Annotated in this window: 21 protein-coding genes and 7 tRNA genes; 26 read left to right on the top strand and 2 right to left on the bottom strand. The window is 39.2% G+C overall.

The annotated features are described in order from the left end of the window. Positions 1 to 23 precede the first annotated feature (23 nt). From PDT38_RS15870 to PDT38_RS15855, 4 genes are all read left to right on the top strand, one after another. Positions 24 to 734 carry an alpha/beta hydrolase gene (locus PDT38_RS15870; protein WP_270802949.1) on the top strand — a complete coding sequence of 237 codons (711 nt, stop codon included), beginning with the start codon at positions 24 to 26 and terminating at the stop codon, positions 732 to 734. Between the two features lie 324 nt (positions 735 to 1,058). Continuing rightward, a complete protein-coding gene (gene cshA, locus PDT38_RS15865; RefSeq protein ID WP_270802948.1) occupies positions 1,059 to 2,519 on the top strand; it encodes a degradosome RNA helicase CshA in 1,461 nt (486 codons plus the stop codon). A gap of 142 nt (positions 2,520 to 2,661) precedes the next feature. Beyond that, a complete protein-coding gene (locus PDT38_RS15860) occupies positions 2,662 to 3,141 on the top strand; it encodes a PH domain-containing protein (protein WP_270802947.1) in 480 nt (159 codons plus the stop codon). Next, positions 3,131 to 4,612 carry a PH domain-containing protein gene (locus tag PDT38_RS15855; RefSeq protein ID WP_270802946.1) on the top strand — a complete coding sequence of 494 codons (1,482 nt, stop codon included), beginning with the start codon at positions 3,131 to 3,133 and terminating at the stop codon, positions 4,610 to 4,612. Before PDT38_RS15860 ends, PDT38_RS15855 begins: the two co-directional genes overlap by 11 nt. On the opposite strand, the gene PDT38_RS15850 is transcribed toward PDT38_RS15855, so the two are convergent. Then, the gene (locus PDT38_RS15850) at positions 4,609 to 5,208 is read right to left on the bottom strand and encodes a rhomboid family intramembrane serine protease (RefSeq protein WP_270802945.1); all 600 of its coding nucleotides are present in this window, start codon (positions 5,206 to 5,208) and stop codon (positions 4,609 to 4,611) included. The genes PDT38_RS15855 and PDT38_RS15850 overlap by 4 nt on opposite strands. A gap of 263 nt (positions 5,209 to 5,471) precedes the next feature. Here PDT38_RS15850 and PDT38_RS15845 point away from each other — a divergent pair, with 263 nt between their 5' ends. From PDT38_RS15845 to PDT38_RS15785, 13 genes are all read left to right on the top strand, one after another. Continuing rightward, on the top strand, positions 5,472 to 6,488 hold the full coding sequence (locus PDT38_RS15845; protein WP_270802944.1) for a LolA family protein: 1,017 nt from the start codon (positions 5,472 to 5,474) through the stop codon (positions 6,486 to 6,488). 425 nt (positions 6,489 to 6,913) lie between these two features. Next, positions 6,914 to 8,086, top strand: a complete 1,173-nt coding sequence (gene alr, locus PDT38_RS15840; protein WP_270802943.1) for an alanine racemase — start codon at positions 6,914 to 6,916, stop codon at positions 8,084 to 8,086. Between the two features lie 94 nt (positions 8,087 to 8,180). Then, entirely contained in the window at positions 8,181 to 8,462 is a 282-nt protein-coding gene (locus tag PDT38_RS15835) for a CopG family ribbon-helix-helix protein (protein WP_270802942.1), read from the top strand. 4 nt (positions 8,463 to 8,466) lie between these two features. Continuing rightward, positions 8,467 to 8,817, top strand: a complete 351-nt coding sequence (gene ndoA / locus PDT38_RS15830) for a type II toxin-antitoxin system endoribonuclease NdoA (RefSeq protein ID WP_172291968.1) — start codon at positions 8,467 to 8,469, stop codon at positions 8,815 to 8,817. A gap of 120 nt (positions 8,818 to 8,937) precedes the next feature. Then, entirely contained in the window at positions 8,938 to 9,750 is an 813-nt protein-coding gene (locus PDT38_RS15825) for an STAS domain-containing protein (RefSeq protein WP_270802940.1), read from the top strand. A 2-nt stretch (positions 9,751 to 9,752) separates the two neighbouring features. Beyond that, positions 9,753 to 10,118, top strand: coding sequence for an STAS domain-containing protein (locus PDT38_RS15820; protein ID WP_270802939.1), 366 nt, complete (start codon positions 9,753 to 9,755; stop codon positions 10,116 to 10,118). Positions 10,119 to 10,120: 2 nt separating this feature from the next. Continuing rightward, positions 10,121 to 10,519: an anti-sigma regulatory factor gene (locus tag PDT38_RS15815; protein WP_172291964.1), complete on the top strand. Its 399-nt coding sequence runs from the start codon at positions 10,121 to 10,123 to the stop codon at positions 10,517 to 10,519. Between the two features lie 13 nt (positions 10,520 to 10,532). After that, a complete protein-coding gene (locus PDT38_RS15810) occupies positions 10,533 to 11,540 on the top strand; it encodes a PP2C family protein-serine/threonine phosphatase (RefSeq protein WP_270802937.1) in 1,008 nt (335 codons plus the stop codon). A gap of 58 nt (positions 11,541 to 11,598) precedes the next feature. Further along, positions 11,599 to 11,928 (top strand): anti-sigma factor antagonist, encoded by a 330-nt coding sequence (locus PDT38_RS15805; RefSeq protein WP_270802936.1) that lies wholly within the window; start codon positions 11,599 to 11,601, stop codon positions 11,926 to 11,928. Next, positions 11,925 to 12,407: an anti-sigma B factor RsbW gene (rsbW, locus tag PDT38_RS15800; RefSeq protein ID WP_270802934.1), complete on the top strand. Its 483-nt coding sequence runs from the start codon at positions 11,925 to 11,927 to the stop codon at positions 12,405 to 12,407. The genes PDT38_RS15805 and rsbW overlap by 4 nt, the downstream gene beginning before the upstream one ends. Continuing rightward, the gene (gene sigB, locus PDT38_RS15795; RefSeq protein WP_270803165.1) at positions 12,373 to 13,164 is read left to right on the top strand and encodes an RNA polymerase sigma factor SigB; all 792 of its coding nucleotides are present in this window, start codon (positions 12,373 to 12,375) and stop codon (positions 13,162 to 13,164) included. Before rsbW ends, sigB begins: the two co-directional genes overlap by 35 nt. Beyond that, the gene (locus PDT38_RS15790; RefSeq protein WP_270802933.1) at positions 13,161 to 13,760 is read left to right on the top strand and encodes a PP2C family serine/threonine-protein phosphatase; all 600 of its coding nucleotides are present in this window, start codon (positions 13,161 to 13,163) and stop codon (positions 13,758 to 13,760) included. Before sigB ends, PDT38_RS15790 begins: the two co-directional genes overlap by 4 nt. Before the next feature lie 62 nt (positions 13,761 to 13,822). Then, positions 13,823 to 15,985, top strand: coding sequence for a Tex family protein (locus PDT38_RS15785; protein ID WP_270802932.1), 2,163 nt, complete (start codon positions 13,823 to 13,825; stop codon positions 15,983 to 15,985). 6 nt (positions 15,986 to 15,991) lie between these two features. On the opposite strand, the gene cmpA is transcribed toward PDT38_RS15785, so the two are convergent. Then, a complete protein-coding gene (cmpA, locus tag PDT38_RS15780) occupies positions 15,992 to 16,105 on the bottom strand; it encodes a cortex morphogenetic protein CmpA (RefSeq protein WP_270802930.1) in 114 nt (37 codons plus the stop codon). Between the two features lie 91 nt (positions 16,106 to 16,196). Here cmpA and PDT38_RS15775 point away from each other — a divergent pair, with 91 nt between their 5' ends. The 9 genes from PDT38_RS15775 (at position 16,197) to PDT38_RS15735 (ending at position 18,657) form a co-directional block, all read left to right on the top strand. Next, on the top strand, positions 16,197 to 16,658 hold the full coding sequence (locus PDT38_RS15775; RefSeq protein ID WP_270802928.1) for a SprT family protein: 462 nt from the start codon (positions 16,197 to 16,199) through the stop codon (positions 16,656 to 16,658). A 113-nt stretch (positions 16,659 to 16,771) separates the two neighbouring features. Further along, positions 16,772 to 16,846: transfer RNA gene (locus PDT38_RS15770), tRNA-Asn, on the top strand. Between the two features lie 2 nt (positions 16,847 to 16,848). Continuing rightward, positions 16,849 to 16,939 (top strand) — tRNA-Ser (locus tag PDT38_RS15765). A gap of 17 nt (positions 16,940 to 16,956) precedes the next feature. Beyond that, a tRNA-Glu gene (locus PDT38_RS15760) sits at positions 16,957 to 17,028 on the top strand. A gap of 14 nt (positions 17,029 to 17,042) precedes the next feature. Further along, positions 17,043 to 17,117: transfer RNA gene (locus PDT38_RS15755), tRNA-Gln, on the top strand. Positions 17,118 to 17,132: 15 nt separating this feature from the next. Next, a tRNA-Lys gene (locus tag PDT38_RS15750) sits at positions 17,133 to 17,208 on the top strand. A gap of 8 nt (positions 17,209 to 17,216) precedes the next feature. Continuing rightward, positions 17,217 to 17,298: transfer RNA gene (locus tag PDT38_RS15745), tRNA-Leu, on the top strand. A gap of 16 nt (positions 17,299 to 17,314) precedes the next feature. After that, positions 17,315 to 17,398: transfer RNA gene (locus PDT38_RS15740), tRNA-Leu, on the top strand. Positions 17,399 to 17,757: 359 nt separating this feature from the next. Then, positions 17,758 to 18,657 (top strand): S8 family peptidase, encoded by a 900-nt coding sequence (locus PDT38_RS15735; protein ID WP_270802926.1) that lies wholly within the window; start codon positions 17,758 to 17,760, stop codon positions 18,655 to 18,657. Positions 18,658 to 18,666: the final 9 nt, after the last annotated feature.

Below are 18,666 nucleotides of genomic sequence, written 5' to 3'. Positions count from 1 at the left end.
TAAAAGAAAACGGGTGACAGGTCATGATAGGATGTTTATGCATTCATGGTTTTACCGGAGCACCGTATGAATTAGAACCGTTAGCTTGTCATTTAAAACAAATAGAGGATTGGCGAGTTGAGATGATCACACTTCCAGGACACGGAGATATGCCGGTACTTAAAGGCGTTTTATTTCAGGAGTGGATTGCTTGTGCGGAAGTTGAACTTGTCCGTCTTCTGAAAACATGTGATACTGTATATTTAATCGGATTTTCTATGGGAGGAATGATTGCTGCCTATTTGGCGGGGAAATACCCAGTTAAGCGGCTTGTACTATTAAGTGCAGCCGCCCAATATATTAGCCCTGGGCAACTACTTAGTGATCTGAAACAAATACTAAGGGAATCATTTCAGGGAAAAATGAAGAACAACCAGCTTTACCAAAGATATAAACGAAAGTTGACAAGCACACCGATTTCTTCCACGGTTGAATTTTTAAGACTAGTGAAAGCCACTAAACCATCTTTAAGACATCTGCACATTCCTGTACTCATCGTTCAAGGTGAGTGTGATTCAATTGTCCCATTATCAAGTGCTTATTATTTATATGGAACCATTCCTTCACATGAAAAACAGCTTTGTCTTTTACCGGGTTCAAAACATCATGTCTGTCTTGAGGAAAAGCCCGACTATCTTTTTCAAACTGTGGAAACATTTCTGAAGAAAAAGATGGGGGAAAAAAATAATAATTAAGTTGCATTTGGAAAAAATAAAAGTATAAGACACACCAGCTACTGGAAAAAATAAAAGAGTACTGTCGAAGAATATAAAGCGTGTGTTACAATATCAAAAAGGTTCCGGCTCTTTAAAGGGCGGCTTGTTTCTCTTTACATAGTCAAATATGCCCTTTGGCCCACGAAGCTCGTCTTATTGAAAAACATATAACGGAATGGTAATATAACATGTAAAGTAATTCGGGCTTTGTATTAAGTATGAACCTGTCCTTTATATAAAGGGCAGTTTTTATTGATGAAACACGACATTACTGAAACAGTAAGCAGAAGGAGTTTGAATACATTGACTATAACGTTTCAAGATTTTCAATTAAGTTCTGATCTCACAAAAGCGATTAATCGTATGGGATTCGAAGAAGCAACACCAATTCAAGCGCAAACAATTCCGCTCGGTCTAGCAAATAAAGATGTGATCGGACAAGCGCAAACGGGAACAGGAAAAACGGCTGCGTTCGGTATTCCCCTTGTTGAGAAAATCAACCCCGAATCTCCTAACATTCAAGCCATTGTTATTGCACCTACTCGTGAATTAGCCATTCAAGTTTCTGAAGAGCTATATAAAATTGGACAGGATAAACGTGCCAAGGTGCTTCCGATTTATGGTGGGCAGGATATTGGACGCCAAATTCGTGCTTTAAAGAAAAATCCACACATTATTGTTGGTACACCTGGTCGTCTGATTGATCATATTAACCGTCGTACAATGCGTCTCCAAACGGTCAATACCGTTGTCCTGGATGAAGCAGATGAAATGCTGAACATGGGCTTCATCGAAGATATTGAATCCATTCTTTCAAATGTACCGGCTGAGCATCAAACTTTACTATTTTCGGCGACAATGCCTGCTCCAATTAAAAGAATTGCAGAACGGTTTATGAACAATCCGGAGCACGTGAAAGTAAAGGCAAAAGAAATGACGGTTTCCAATATTCAGCAATTTTACTTAGAAGTACACGAACGGAAAAAGTTTGATACATTAACACGTCTACTTGACATTCAATCACCTGAGCTTGCGATCGTATTTGGACGTACGAAACGCCGCGTTGATGAGTTGACTGAAGCACTCAACTTACGCGGATATACAGCAGAAGGGATTCATGGAGACTTAACACAGGCAAAACGGATGGTAGCTCTTCGTAAATTCAAACAAGGTGCCATTGAAGTATTGGTAGCGACAGATGTTGCTGCCCGCGGTCTGGATATTTCTGGTGTAACTCATGTCTATAATTTTGATGTACCACAGGATCCTGAAAGCTATGTTCACCGAATCGGCCGAACAGGACGTGCTGGTAAAACAGGAATGGCTATGACATTTATCACACCGCGTGAGAAAGATATGCTACGTGCAATTGAGCAAACAACAAAACGCAAAATGGATCGAATGAAAGAGCCTACACTTGATGAAGCAATCGAAGGACAACAGCAAGTAACAATTGACCGGATTCGGACCATTATTTCTGAAAATAACTTGAATTTCTACATGACTGCTGCGGCTGAACTTTTAGAGGAGCATGACTCTGTCACTGTCCTTGCGGCTGCGATTAAAATGATGACAAAAGAGCCAGATAATACACCTGTCCGTTTAACAGAAGAAGCTCCACTCAGAACAAAACGCAACAAAAATCATCATCGTTCATCCAAGCGTAGGGATGGCAGAGATGGTGGTGGATACAGAGGTAAAGGGAAGAAATCGTACGATAAAAAGCGTTCTTCAAATGATAGACGTCAGAAAAAATCTTATTAATGACAAAGGGACTAATCTCCCCTAAAATGAAGCCAGTGGAGCTAGATCAGTTGTGTCTCTTCACTGGCTTTCCTATTGTTTCGTTTTTCAGGAACTTTTCAGGAACACATCCGTAAATAGTGGTAGATTGGGGGAAATGATATTGAGGAATGAACCAAAACATCAGATTAGCAATGATGGACTCAAAGTATGGAAAATCAGTGCTGCCATCACATCGTTTGTTCTACTATTATTAGCTTCCGGTTTGTTGACATTGGTCTTGATCTTTAAATGGCCTTTGTGGATTGGAATATTAGCGATTGTGATTTGGCTGTTACTTTCGTTCTTTATTATTTTTATTATTCCTAATATTCGTCATAAAATTTGGCGGTATGAAGTTCATGAACATGAGATAGACATTCAGCATGGGATTATTTGGGTGACGCGTGTGATTATACCGATGGTCAGAGTTCAGCATGTTGATACAGCACAGGGACCGCTACTCAGAAGGTACCAACTCGCATCTGTACAAATTTCAACAGCTGCCACAACCCACTCCATTCCGGCGCTTGATGTGGAAGAAGCAGATCGGCTTAGAGACTTTATATCTCGGTTGGCAAGGGTGACTGAAAATGATGTCTGAACCGAAGCGGTTACACCCGGCAGCCATGATTCTCAATTTCTTTAAAGGGTTAATTGAAACGGTAAAGAATTTTATTGTTCCATTTGGTGTTGCCTTTTTTTTGAATCAAAACAAACTGGTAACGATCATAGCTGTTATAGTAGTCGCAGCCGTTTTCATTTCCTTGATTATCATCAGTATTTTAAGATGGAGAAAGTTTACCTATCGAATTGAAGAGGATGAATTGCGGATCGAGGAAGGTCTGATCACGAGGAAAAAAAAGTATATTCCAATTGAGCGGATTCAAACCATTAATACAAGTGCAGGAATTATTCAGCAGTTGTTTAAGCTTGTTAAACTTCAGGTTGAAACAGCTGGAGGTGGAAAAGAAGCGGAAGTCTCTTTAGCGGCCATCACACAAATTGAAGCAGATCAGCTTCAAAAAATGCTTTTAGAAAAAAAGAAAGAAATGATCCAAGAAGATCTAGATGACGAAATTGTGGTTCAAAAAGAAGTTGTGGAAAAAACAGAAGAACCTCCACAAAACATGGTCTATAAAATGAACGGGCCTGAGCTTTTAATTGCAGCATCAACTTCAAGTGGAATCGGAATGGTTATTTCTGGTATTTTTGCTATTTATACGCAAGTAGACGAATATGTCAAACTTGACTGGCTGTTTGATCAGTTTTCCTTTTTGGACAGTGCTGGAGTCGCTGTCATTGCTTTTCTTATTTTTCTAGTCCTTTTTATTGCTTGGCTATTTAGTATTGTAGGAATGTTGTTAAAATACGCGAACTTCTCGGTCGTACGGAAAAAGAATGAACTGGTCATTTCCAGAGGGTTGATTGAAAAACATCAAACCACTTTACCTTTAAAAAGAGTCCAAGCGATTAAAATAAAAGAGGGTTTGATCAGACAGCCGTTCGGTTATGCATCTATTACGATTGTTAGTGCTGGTGGAAGTGCAATGGAGCAAGACAAATCAACGGTTTTGTTTCCGATCATCAAGAAGAAAGAAGTTCAAAAGCGGCTTCATGAAATGCTGCCTGATTATGCACCTGAAGAAGGGCTCAACCATCTGCCAAAACGTGCCTTACGCCGTTATTTGTTGCGCGCATCATGGCCTGTTGTGGCTGTCATCCCTTTGTCTATTTTCTTTCCGCCATGGGGATATTTGTCGGTTTTATTGCTCCCGTTTTTTTGGTTGCTTGGCTATTTGACATTTAAAGATGCAGGATGGAAAATCAGTCATAAAAAATTGCTCATTTCTTCACGCTTTCTTGGTAAGACAACAGTTGTCATGCAGAAGAGACGAATGCAAGTTTATAAGGTAAGCCGTTCTTATTTTCAACGTCGTAAAAAACTTGTTTCAATTCATACTACCATTAAATCTTCTATGTTAATGGAAAGTTTTTCTGTGAAAGATGCAGAAGAGAAAGATTCAGAAACGATTTTTCAATGGTATTCATATCAAAAAAGAGCGAACGGTTAAAAGCCGTCGCTTTTTTTGTTTAACAATAGAGGGGCGAATGCAAGCCCACCGAAAAGACCAAAAATATGTGCAATCATATTAACCTGCTGATTGATCAATGTCATCAATAATGAAATAGCAAGAATGGTTAGAAGAATTTGCGAGTTGGCCCTGTCGATCAGATCTTTTCGAAAAAGAACCATATAGACATAAACACCGAATAAGCCAAAGATCGCTCCAGACGACCCGACATGCATATATTCCAAGGGCATAGTTAAGTACGTACCGATATTCCCAACCAATCCTGAGCCTATATAAATGAAGAAAAAACGCAGTTTGCCTAGCAATCGCTCCAGCGCTGGGGCAAATAAGAAAAGTGAAAATGAGTTGAAAAGTAGGTGCGAAAAACTTGCATGAATGAAAATGGGTGTGAGGACTCGCCACCATTCTCCTTTAGCGATTCCTAAATTAAATCCGGTCATTAAATTAGACCACATCTGTACAGAAGGAAGCGGTAGCAAAAAAAGAGTCCATATGGCAATCTGGATGGCCAATATGGCGACTGTCACCGGATAGAATTTAATAAACGTCTGTGGATTTTCGGTTCTAATAAACATACGTTAGCCCCTTTGCAATGATCTTGTACATATTATCATACATTTATGTGAAGCCATTGATAAATAGTACAAACGTAAATGTTGCGGCAGCATGTCTGCATATTGTTTTACCCACCCACATATATTGGGTAGTGCAATAAGGGAGACAAGTCGTTGCAGGCTTTTATGGTACGCGTGCCGATATCGTCGGCCCCTTTTTAAAAGCGTACCGTTAAAGTCGAACAAGCGGTTTCTTCCTTTTTACATCAATGATTAAAAAGGGGTTGAAAAAGGTGAGAAAAAGCTTTGTTTTGCTTTTAACGGGGCTGCTTGTTGTCTTTATGCTTTCTGCCTGCGGCCAAAAATCGCAAGAAGATATTGTCACGGGGCTCGACAAGAAGGCAAAAGAATACACGTCCTATAAGGCAAAAGCAAAAATGACGATTGAAACTGGAACTGAGCCGCAGGTGTATAATGTGGAAATATGGCATAAAAAACCGTCTTTCTATCGAGTCTATTTAGAAAACCCGAAAAAGGATCAGAGTCAGGTGATTTTGCGGAATGAAAATGGTGTGTTTGTTCTGACACCGTCTTTAAATAAAAGTTTCCGTTTTCATAGTGATTGGCCCAACAACAGCAGTCAAGTATATTTATTTGAATCGCTTGTAAAGGATATTAAAAATGATGGTGAAGCTAACTTTTTAACAAAGGATTCAAAGTATATGTTTGAAACGAAAACGAACTATCAGCATAATCAAATGTTACCGACACAAGAAATTGTATTTAACAAGAAAAACCTGACCCCTTCATCAGTGAAAGTGATGGATACGGATCGAAAAGCGATGGTCACAGTAGAATTCAAAAGTTTTGAATTTGATAAACCTTTAGATAAAAGCTCGTTTGATGAAAAGAAAAATATGACACTATCGCAAATCGATGTAACGACAAGTGCTGAGCCATCAGAATCCTTTGCGGTGAAAACGCCTCTTGACCTTCCGCAAGGTGTGAAGAAGCTAGAAGAAAAGGAAATGACAACAGATGACGGCAAAAGAATTGTCATCACATATGGCGGCGAAAAAACTTTCACATTAATTCAGGAAAAAGCTCGAGTCGCCAAAACATCAGCTTCTGTTTCCATGAGTGGTGAACCAGTTAACCTTGGATTCACAGTCGGTGTTCTTCAGGAAAAATCACTGTCTTGGACATACGATGGAGTTGACTATCTCCTCTCTTCAGAAGACCTTTCACAAAATGAACTTCTAATGGTTGCGAAAAGTATGCAAGGTCAGTCATCCAAGTAAATAATGGCCATTCAGGTTGGGCGTCCAATCAGTCGATTTTTTCGACGATTAGACGCCCTTTTTTACGTTAAAGTCATCTTAATTCGTGTTTGACAAGTGCCCTCTTGATTACTTCGTTTATTAGAGGAAACAGGAGTTTGCTAGAAAATAATGTTGTTAAAAGTTGGGATTCGTAGACTGATTAATTTGTTTTATGATCCCCTATCAATATTATTATATATTCTGACAAAATCAAAAAAATATTCTTCAATCCGTATCCCAACCGGTTGATAAACCATTTTTGTTTTTTTTTATAACTCGGTGTATGTTTTGAACCTTTTCTTCGTAAAATGTGTTTTAAATCGATCTGTACAAAATTTCTTTTTACCAACATTTTTAGTATGATAAATAGGACGATTTGAAACAATTGAATAGGAAGTGTCAGCATGAGATTAAAACCATTTTACAGAAAAACTTGGGCAGAAATCGATTTGACAGCTTTAAAAGACAATGTGCGTCATATGAAACAGCATATCGGCGAGGATGTTCACCTGATGGCAGTTGTGAAAGCAAATGCTTATGGGCATGGAGATGCTCAAGTCGCTAAGGCGGCATTGGTAGAAGGAGCGTCCATTCTTGCCGTAGCTTTCTTAGATGAAGCGATCTCATTAAGAGAACAAGGGATCAAAGCACCGATCCTTGTGCTTGGTGCAGTCCCGCCTGAATACGCCCATATTGCAGCCGAATATCGGATTACAGTTACGGCTTATTCAGTGGGCTGGGTAAAAGAAGCTCTTGGTTTCCTTAGTGATGACGAGACCGCTCTTGATGTCCATCTCAAAATCGATACTGGCATGGGACGGATCGGATGTCGAACAGAAGAAGAAATAAAAGAGATCATGGAGTTGGCCAAAGCGAGTGGTAAAATAAACTGTAGAGGCGTGTTCACCCATTTTGCGACAGCAGATGAAAAGGAGACGGACTATTTCCATATGCAACTTGAACGGTTTAAAAAACTGATAAAACCTCTCCCGCTTGACCGTTTGATGGTTCATTCATCAAATAGTGCTGCAGGATTGCGGTTCAAGGAACAGCTTTTTAATGCAGTCCGTTTCGGGATCGGCATGTACGGTTTGTCTCCTTCACCAGAAATAAAAGACGAGCTCCCATTTCCATTACAGGAAGTGTTTTCACTGCAAACTGAACTTGCTCATGTCAAAAAAATTGAAAAAGGTGAAAGTGTCAGTTATGGAGCTACATATACGGCAGACCATGATCAATGGATCGGAACTGTACCTGTCGGGTATGCGGATGGATGGCTGCGCAAGCTGGCCGGTAGTGAAGTGCTGATTGATGGCAAACGGCAAAAAATTGCCGGGCGAATTTGCATGGATCAGTTTATGATTGCTCTTGATCAAGCGTATCCTGTTGGTACAAAAGTCACCTTGATTGGAAAACAAAAAGACGAATCGATCTCAGTCGACGAAATAGCAAAAAGGCTGCAAACGATTAATTACGAAATTACGTGTATGATAAGTTCTCGTGTCCCCCGTATGTTTTTAGAAAATGAGCGTATAATTGGAGTAAGGAATCCGATTTTACCAAATGATAAAGAATGAGTAGAAAAACAGCTTTGCTTACGAAAAGAATAATGATATGATTAACATGGAATGAATAAAGTAGTATTCGTAAGTTTGGTGGAGGTGTATGTTTTTGTCTGAATCCAGCGCTACAACTGAAATAATGATTCGTTTGCCAGAAGCATTAGTATCTGAACTTGATGGTGTTGTCATGCAAGATAACGGAAGTAGGAATGAGCTGATATATCAAGCTACAAAAATGTACTTGCGCGAACGCAAAAATCGACAAATACGGGAATCGATGAGACGCGGCTATATGGAGATGGCCAAAATCAATTTAAACATCTCTTCTGAGGCGCAATTTGCAGAATTTGAGGCTGAAAACACCGTAGAGCGCTTAGTAAGCGGAGGATAATCATTTGATTGTGAAACGCGGCGATGTTTATTTTGCTGATCTATCTCCTGTTGTTGGCTCAGAACAAGGCGGGGTGCGCCCGGTTTTAGTGATTCAAAACAACATCGGCAATCGCTTCAGCCCAACTGCTATTGTTGCAGCCATAACAGCCCAAATCCAAAAAGCAAAATTACCTACCCACGTCGAAATTGATGCGAAACGCTATGGTTTTGAAAGAGATTCCGTTATATTGCTGGAACAGATTCGAACGATCGATAAGCAAAGACTAACGGATAAAATCACTCATCTTGATGATGAGATGATGGAAAAGGTTGATGAAGCCTTACAAATTAGTTTGGCACTTATTGATTTTTAATAAGGGAAAAGAAGTTGCTCACAGAGGTAAGAGCAACTTTTTTTGTGTTCCAAAAAACCCCACGATATAATGATGATATTGAAGAAAAATTTTGTTGTTTTCGTCATAGGGGGGATCAATGTGTCGAATGATGTGATTTTAAACTATATCATAGAACACCAAGATGAACTTGCTGAACATTGGGCAGACATTTTAAAAAACCTGGATAACAGGGAATCTTTAAACGATCAGATGTATCAAATGATTAGCCGAGATTATCTGGAGCTTTTAATGAATGATTCAAAAATTGAAACTCAAAAAGCGGCCGATATTGGCAAGTTTTCTTCCAAATCGGTCCAAATCGGTGTTTCCTTCAAACTTTTATCATCTAGTTTATCGGCATTTTGGAAACATCTTTATCATGAGATAGACAACTATACTCAAGATGATCAGTGTAGCGATTTGATTTGGCAAATTGATCAGTTTATTGATCCGATTAACAGCGAAATCCTTCATCAATATGCTGTTTCTTGGGAAAAAACCGTTGCATTGCAAAAAGTTGCTTTACAAGAGCTTTCAGCACCACTTATTCCGGTTTTTGAAAACATTTCGGTCATGCCTCTTGTCGGGACAATTGATACTGAACGTGCCAAGAAAATGATGGAGAACCTTCTCAACGGAGTGGTGAAACATCGTTCTGAAGTGGTCTTAATCGATATCACAGGCGTACCTGTTGTCGATACGATGGTTGCTCATCATATTATTCAAGCTTCTGAAGCCGTTAGACTTGTTGGCGCAAAATGTCTGCTTGTCGGCATTCGGCCAGAAATCGCACAAACAATTGTTAATTTAGGCATTGATTTAACACAAGTGGTGACAAAAAATACGTTGCAAAGAGGAATTGAAACCGCATTAGAAATGACAAATAGAAAAATTGTTTCGTTGGGGGAATAGTGGTGAGAACACCTAAAATTCCAATTTTGAAACTTGGTCATTACCTGCTCGTATCTATCCAGATAGAACTTGATGACCAAACAGCTCTCCAATTTCAAGAAGATTTGCTCAATAAGATTTATGAAACGGGATCGAGTGGAGTGGTCATCGATCTGACATCAGTAGATATCATCGATTCTTTTATCGCTAAAGTGTTAAGCGATGTGATGATAATGTCAAAACTGCTCGGGGCTAAAATGGTCCTGACAGGTATACAACCAGCTGTTGCGGTGACATTAATCGAACTCGGTGTTTCATTAGCAGACATGTCAACAGCGATTGATCTTGAAAAAGGGCTTGAGACATTGCAGCGTGAATTGGGGGAATAGTCATGAAAGACCGGTCCTGTGTAAAGATTTTGACAGAATGGGATATTGTAGCTGCCAGACAACTTGGGCGAAACATTGCCAAAGAACTTGGATTTGGCACAGTAGATCAAGCAAGAATTACGACAGCTATTTCTGAACTGGCCCGAAATATTTACCTATATGCTGGAGAAGGTCAAATTTGCATTGAAGAGGTCCAAGAAAAAGCGAAAAAGGGGCTGAATATCATTGCAGAGGATCATGGCCCGGGTATAGCCGACATCCGCAAAGTGATGGAAGACGGCTTTTCAACATCGGGTGGACTAGGGGCCGGTCTTCCAGGAGTAAAGCGTTTAATGGACCAATTTGAATTACATTCAGACGCAGAAAATGGAACGAAGATCAAGGCCGTAAAGTGGCTTTAGTAGGAGGGAACGAATGGAGTTCAAGGAAATGATCACGCAGCGTTATCAACAACTACTTAGCCGTTATTTATCTGAATTAACTGAGACATCTTTATATCAAGGACAAAAATTCAGCAGAAAAACAATTGAGCACCAAGTGCCGCCAGAAGAGATCATCAGCATCCATCGGAAGGTTTTGTCTGAGTTGTATCCAGATTTGCCAGTTCAAGTATTCCACTCACTTGATTTTTTAATTGAAGTGATGATTGGATACGGTCTTGCTTATCAAGAGCATCAAACATTAAGAGGCATTCAGCAGGAAATCAAATCAGAAATTGAGATTGCTGCAAATGTCCAGCAAACACTGCTTGAGACAACGATACCGAAGGATAAAACCCTCGACATTGGGGCTATAAGTGTCCCAGCAAAGCAAATGAGTGGTGACTACTATCATTTTGTTCGTGATCAGGACTCGATTAATATTGCGATTGCCGATGTGATCGGAAAAGGGATTCCAGCTGCTTTATGTATGTCAATGATCAAATATGCGATGGATTCTTTACCCGACTCTGGCTCACATCCTTCACAGGTACTGAGAAGTCTAAATCGAGTAGTTGAACAAAATGTTGATTCAAATATGTTTATTACGATGTTTTATGGAAATTATCATCTTCTACATCACCTATTCAAGTTTGCCTCTGCCGGTCATGAACCAGGCTTTTATTACTGCTCTAGCGAACGCAAATTTTACGATTTACTTGCGAAAGGTCTTGTTCTCGGGATCTCATCTGATTTTGACTATAAACAATACGAACAAAAGCTACATGTTGGTGATATGATTATTCTTTTTTCTGATGGTGTAACCGAAAGTAGAAAAGATAGCGGATTTTTGGAACGGTCAGACTTAAAAAAATTAATTGCCTTACATATGTCAGAACCAGCACAACAAATGGTTGAGAACATCTATGAAAGTTTGCTCAAGCTACAAGACTTTAAGCTCCATGATGATTTTACTCTTATTATTTTGAAAAGAAAGGTTTAGAGCTTTTTTCTGATGGGTATTAAAACAGTAGCTAGAATGGAAATTTGAGGTGATACTGTTGAACTTGAAAATCGGTACAAAAGATTATGATCATGTAGTAAAAATGAAAGTAGCAGGAGAAATAGATGTGCAATCCGCTCCGTTATTACGCGATTCTTTAATGGAATTTGCGGAGGAGGGAAAGTGTCTTGAGGTTTGTCTTGAGGACGTTTCATATATGGACAGTACAGGATTAGGTGTGTTTGTAGGAATTTATAAAACGGTAAACAAAACAGGAGGGTCTTTAGTGCTTAGGAATCTGTCTGACCGTTTACTCCGGTTATTTGACATCACAGGTTTAAAAAATATCATCGACATTTCTGGAAAGTCTGAGGGTGAATTATCATGAAGCGATTAACTGATTACATTGAAATGAAGTCACCTGCTAAACCGGAATATGTAGGGATTGTACGTTTGACACTATCTGGAATAGCAAGTAAGATGGGGTATTCTTATGATGATATTGAAGACTTGAAAATTGCTGTCAGTGAGGCCTGTACAAATGCTGTGCAGCATGCTTACCGAGCGGACAAAAACGGTGAAGTTTCCGTGAAGTTTGGTATGTTTGAAGACCATCTAGAAATCACTGTCACTGATCAGGGTCAAAGTTTTGATATTGAAAAGGAACAGAAGAACATCGGTCCATATTCCTCAAAATATACGGCAGATCAGTTAACAGAAGGAGGGCTCGGATTATATTTAATTGAAACGCTTATGGATGAAGTCAACGTACAAATTGACCCAGGTGTGACTGTATCAATGATTAAGTTCTTAAACAGGGAGCGAGTTGATGATGACACAACCGTCCAAAAATATAAAGCTTACTAAAGATGACATAGCCCGGCTCATTAAAGAATACCAGAACCAACAGGATGAAAACGCCCAGCTGACCCTTGTCCGGTATTATACAAATTTAGTGGAAAAGTTAGCAAATAAATATTCAAGAGGAAAAAACTTTCATGAAGATTTACAACAAGTCGGAATGCTTGGCTTACTCGGGGCGTTGAAACGCTATGATCCTGAGATGGGGAAATCATTCGAAGCCTTCGCCATTCCAACGATTATTGGGGAAATCAAGCGGTTTCTCCGCGACAAAACGTGGAGTGTCCATGTCCCGAGAAGAATTAAGGAATTAGGACCGAAGATCAAATCGGCGGTTGATCAATTAACCACAGAAACACAACGATCCCCACGGGTCGATGAAATTGCTGAATTTTTAAATGTAACTGAAGAAGATGTACTAGAAACAATGGAAATGGTAAAAAGCTATCATGCTCTATCTGTCGACCACAGTATTGAAGCAGACACAGATGGGAGCACAGTCACGATTCTTGATATGGTCGGCACCCAAGAAGAAGGTTATGAAAAAGTAAATCAAAGGCTGATGCTTGACAGTGTGTTAGATGTCCTGTCAGACCGTGAAAGACAAATACTCGATCTGACTTATATTCAAAACAAAAGTCAAAAAGAAGCCGGACAACTACTAGGAATATCACAAATGCATGTATCAAGACTTCAGCGCAGAGCTGTAAAACGATTGAGGGAAGCATTAGCGGAAGATCCTTTTATGGAGTTGAAATCATGATCTGGACCGAAGCAAACCAACATATCCAGGCGCTTGTTTATCAAATTCCTAAAGAAGGGAAAAGGATATGCGGAGACAGTTTTTATTTTCATACAACTGATACTGGCATGATATGTAGTGTAGCTGATGGACTTGGCAGTGGTGATCTAGCTCACGAATCTTCTTCAACGATAAGCAAAATGATCGAAAAACACCGTGATGATGATATTTTAAGCTTAATGGAACGCTGTAACCAAGCCATGAAATATAAACGGGGTGCGACCGTAGCTATTTTAAAAGCGGATTTTAAAACAAAGACATTGACCTACAGTTCTGTTGGAAATATTCGCTTTATTTTATATCATCCTTCAGATCAATTCTTTTCTCCAATTCCAGCTAAAGGATATTTATCAGGAAAACCGCACACTACTAAAAAAACATTCACCTATTATTATCAACAGGGATCAAAGTTCATGATCTATTCAGATGGGCTGTCGGTTCCTGCTCTTCGACATGAACTGAAACATCATTCTCCAGAGACGATTTCACAGAAACTAGAGATGTACACTACACAAGGAGATGACGATTTAACCTATATCATTGGGCAGTTTTGTTAAACTGTTCAGTTTGGTATAGGTTTTTGGTACACTTAAGAAAGAACATCTATATGGAGGCTATCATGGATAATTTGGCATTGATCGTCAAGCAAATTGCTAAGGAAACCGGACTGACATCCAAACATGTCGAAAATGTAATTCAGTTGTTAGAAGACGGAAATACCGTACCGTTTATTGCGAGATATCGTAAAGAACAAACAGGTTCCATGGATGAAGTGCAAATTCAAACGATCTCTGAACGATGGGGATATATTCAGCATTTAAATCAGCGAAAAGACGAAGTGATTCGCTTAATTGCGGAGCAAGATAAGCTGACAGACGACTTGAAGCTGAAAATTGAAAAAGCGGAAAAACTACAAGAAATTGAAGACTTATACCGTCCATATAAGCAAAAAAGAAAAACGAAAGCAACAATTGCTAAAAGCAAAGGGCTTGAGCCGTTGGCTGACTATATCATCACACTTCCGCAAAACAGGGACATCTTTGCTGAAGCCCAACAATACATAAATGAAGAAAAAGAAGTTTTCAGTGCTGAAGAAGCACTTGAAGGTGCAAAACATATTCTTGCTGAACGAATCTCAGACGAACCGGAATTTAGAAGGTGGATTCGACAGGAAACGTTTAAAAAAGGGACGTTAAAATCGGCAGTCAAAGATACTGAAGCGGATGACAAGAAATTATATGAGATGTATTACGAATATGAAGAACCCATTCTAAAAATTGTCCCTCACCGTGTACTTGCTGTCAATCGTGGTGAAAAAGACGAGATTTTAAAAGTGTCGGTTGAACCGCCTGTGGAACATATTCTCGGTTATTTAGAGAAGCAGATTTTAAAACATAAACAAACAACAGCAAAAGCTGCTTTGATCAGTGTGATCGAAGATAGCTTTAAACGTCTGATCCAGCCATCGATTGAACGGGAGATTAGAAAAGAGCTGACAGAAAAAGCGGAAGATCAGGCCATTCACATTTTCTCCGAAAATTTACGCAAACTGTTGCTTCAGCCGCCGATGAAAGGAAAGCTTGTTCTAGGTGTGGATCCGGCATTTCGAACCGGCTGTAAACTAGCAGTTGTCGATGAAACTGGAAAAGTGCTAAAAATTGATGTGATTTATCCACACCCGCCAGTCAATAAGAAACATGCGGCAACTGAAAAAGTAAAAAACATTATTGAAGAATTCGGTATTGAAGTGATTGCGATCGGAAACGGAACCGCTTCAAGAGAAACGGAACAATTGATTGCCGAATTATTAAAAAATATTGATCGACAAGTCTATTATTTAATTGTTAATGAGGCTGGGGCAAGTGTCTATTCTGCTTCAGAGCTGGCAAGGGAAGAGTTTCCCGAATTACAGGTTGAAGAACGAAGTGCAGTGTCGATTGCGCGGCGCCTTCAAGATCCGTTAGCCGAGCTTGTCAAAATCGATCCTAAATCAGTTGGTGTCGGTCAATATCAGCACGATGTTAGCCAAAAAAAATTAAACGACTCTCTGCGCTTTGTAGTTGAAACGGTCGTCAATCAAGTCGGTGTCAATGTGAATACAGCCTCAGCTGCACTACTACAGTATGTAGCAGGACTATCCAAAGCAGTCGCTACCAACATCGTGAACAAGCGTGAAGAAATTGGGAAATTCACAACTAGGAAAGAACTAAAAAAAATCCCACGGTTAGGTGCGAAAACATATGAACAATGCATCGGGTTTTTACGAGTGCCAGATGGTGACGAAGCGCTTGATAGAACAGGAATCCATCCTGAAAGCTATAAAGAAACAAGAGAGCTCCTAAAGAACCTCGATCTTTCAACAGATCAAATTGGTTCGTCCGAACTTAAAACTAAAATTAAAGAACTGAATCATACTGAAACCGCTGCACAACTCGAAATTGGTGAAATCACACTAAAGGACATTTGTGACCAGCTAACAAGACCTGAACGTGATCCAAGGGATGAAGTGCCAAAACCCCTCTTGAAAACGGATGTTCTTCAATTGGAAGATTTAAAAGAAGGCATGGAGCTGCAGGGCACTGTACGAAATGTAGTTGACTTTGGTGCATTTGTGGATATTGGAGTCAAGCAAGATGGGTTGGTTCATATTTCTAAGCTCAGTCATACCTTTGTCAAACATCCACTTGATGTTGTGTCAGTCGGCGATATTGTAACAGTTTGGGTGGAGCATCTAGATACGGCTAAAGGAAGGGTTGCTTTATCAATGATGAAAGAAAAATAGCACTGCTCATAAGCAGTGTTTTTTTCTGTAAAAATACCAACATTGGTTCAACAGTTTAATTTGGTCTTGATTTTTTTCATAAAAAGCTTTTTGCATTTGGTTTTTGAGCCAATTTGGCATTGTTCATCCCTCCTAAGGCTCTGATATTTAAGTTTATGCGGACTAGAAATTGTCCCGTTCGGTTTTTTTCAAAAGAGAGGTGGATTCACGAATGGACGATCAACAATTACAAAAACTGACACAGCAGCTGTCCTTGCAATACTTTCATAAGCCTTTTCAACATAAGGCATACTTTAATCATCGACTCAAAACAACAGGGGGAAGATATTTACTTCATTCCCACCACATTGAGCTTAATAGGAAATATTTAACAGAGTATGGTCAAAAAGAACTTGAAGGTATTATTAAACACGAACTTTGTCATTACCATCTTCACTTGGAAGGCAAAGGTTACCAACATCGGGATCAGGATTTTAAAGCCCTCTTAAAGAAAGTGGGAGCGCCGAGATTTTGTACACCATTGCCGACAATGAAAAAAACGACACGAAAAACGAGAACATATAAATGTAAAAAATGTGGACAAGCATTTTTAAGAAAACGTGCCATGGATATAAATCGTTATGTTTGTGGGAAATGTGGTGGAAAAATAAAAGAAATTGTAAAAAAGGGTTGACGTATACAGCTTGTCTATGATAAATTATAAAAGCCGTCGCAATAATATGATTCAAACAAATTGTCCTTGACACATTTTGTCGCTGAATTTATAATAAAGAAAGTCTGATTTATTCCACAGTAGCTCAGTGGTAGAGCTATCGGCTGTTAACCGATCGGTCGCAGGTTCGAATCCTGCCTGTGGAGCCAATGGAGAAGTACTCAAGTGGCTGAAGAGGCGCCCCTGCTAAGGGTGTAGGTCGTGTAAGCGGCGCGAGGGTTCAAATCCCTCCTTCTCCGCCATAAGGAATGAAACATAAGGCCCGTTGGTCAAGCGGTTAAGACACCGCCCTTTCACGGCGGTAACACGGGTTCGAATCCCGTACGGGTCATTTCATAGATTTGTTGGGCTATAGCCAAGCGGTAAGGCAACGGACTTTGACTCCGTCATGCGTTGGTTCGAATCCAGCTAGCCCAGCCATTTTATTTTTATCTTGAGCCATTAGCTCAGTTGGTAGAGCATCTGACTTTTAATCAGAGGGTCGAAGGTTCGAGTCCTTCATGGCTCACCATGTTATATGCGGGTGTGGCGGAATTGGCAGACGCGCTAGACTTAGGATCTAGTGTCTTACGACGTGGGGGTTCGAGTCCCTTCACCCGCATTTTAAAATTTCATACGCGGTCGTGGCGGAATGGCAGACGCGCTAGGTTGAGGGCCTAGTGGGTGAATAACCCGTGGAGGTTCAAGTCCTCTCGGCCGCATACTAGTAATCCCAAGGGTTTGAGTGCCCTTGGGATTTTGTTATTTACTCGATTATTTTATTTTTTTACTCCACTTTTACTCCAGTTACTTAAAGTAAGTCATCTATCTAATAATCTTTCTGTTTACTGTGATACTCATATTCTATAGACTCGTCATAAAATAAATTTTATATCTGTGTTCTCTTATAAAGTCAAATAAATCGTTCTCCATCTTATAACTTACGTTATCATTCTTATTATTTATCTAAGAAAAGTTTTTAAAAAAATAAAAATTTAATATTTACTTTTTAATAAGAATAAAGTAATATTTCCTATTACAAATAATAACAGGTTGAATGGTAAATAAAAGAGGTTGTTAGATGAAAAATGTTGTTTTTACTTTGATATTGCTTTTATTACTAGTTAGTTGTTCAAATAACTATAAGGAAATTACTCTTTCAAAAAGTGATTGCCAAAAAAATTGGGCACTTTGCTCTATTTTTCCGAATGGAAAAGCCAAACTCTATTCTTCTCAGGATCCTATAAAAGTAGCATTATTGGATAGCGGGGTCAGTAGCTCCTTGCCGATTTTTAAGAATAGTTCAATAACTACATATGACTCTATAACCAATAAACCTACCACCACGGATTCTTTAGGTCATGGTACAGCCATAGCTAGTATTATTATGGCTCCCACAAATAAACATACAGTTCAAGGAGTATCACCCAAAGTAAAATTGTTCGATGTTAAGGTACTTAACGATAAAGGGGGTGGTGATGTTAATGATGTGATTAATGGGATTAATTGGAGCATTAAGCAGGACGTTGACATAATTAATCTTAGCTTTGGATTTCAAAAAGATGATAATAGATTAAAAAGTGCTATTAATAAAGCAATTGAGAATGACATTATAGTAATTGCTTCTGCTGGCAATACATTGGGTCTTTCAACAGATTATCCAGCAAGATATCAAAATGTAATATCTATTTCTTCTATTAATAAAAAACTAAAGAGAGATCCATTAGCTGCAAAAGGTAAGATAGACTTTGTCGCACCAGGGGTTCAAATTCCTGTTATTACGCCTAAAGGTGAATTAAAAACCGTTAATGGAACATCTTTTGCAACAGCTTATGTAACTGGTGTGGTATCAAATATCCTATCTGAACATCCAGAATTTGAAAGGGAAGATGTCTTAAAGGTTTTAAAGAGCACAGCAAAAGATTTGGGGAAGAAAGGCCCTGATAAAGAATATGGTTATGGGTTAATTCAATATAACTAGTACATAGGA

This window comes from Bacillus changyiensis (assembly GCF_027706145.1).
GTDB classification, from domain to species: Bacteria; Bacillota; Bacilli; order Bacillales; family Bacillaceae; genus Bacillus; species Bacillus changyiensis.
The sequence above is the reverse complement of the archived record's forward strand: the minus strand, read 5'-3'. Positions and strand labels throughout refer to the sequence as shown.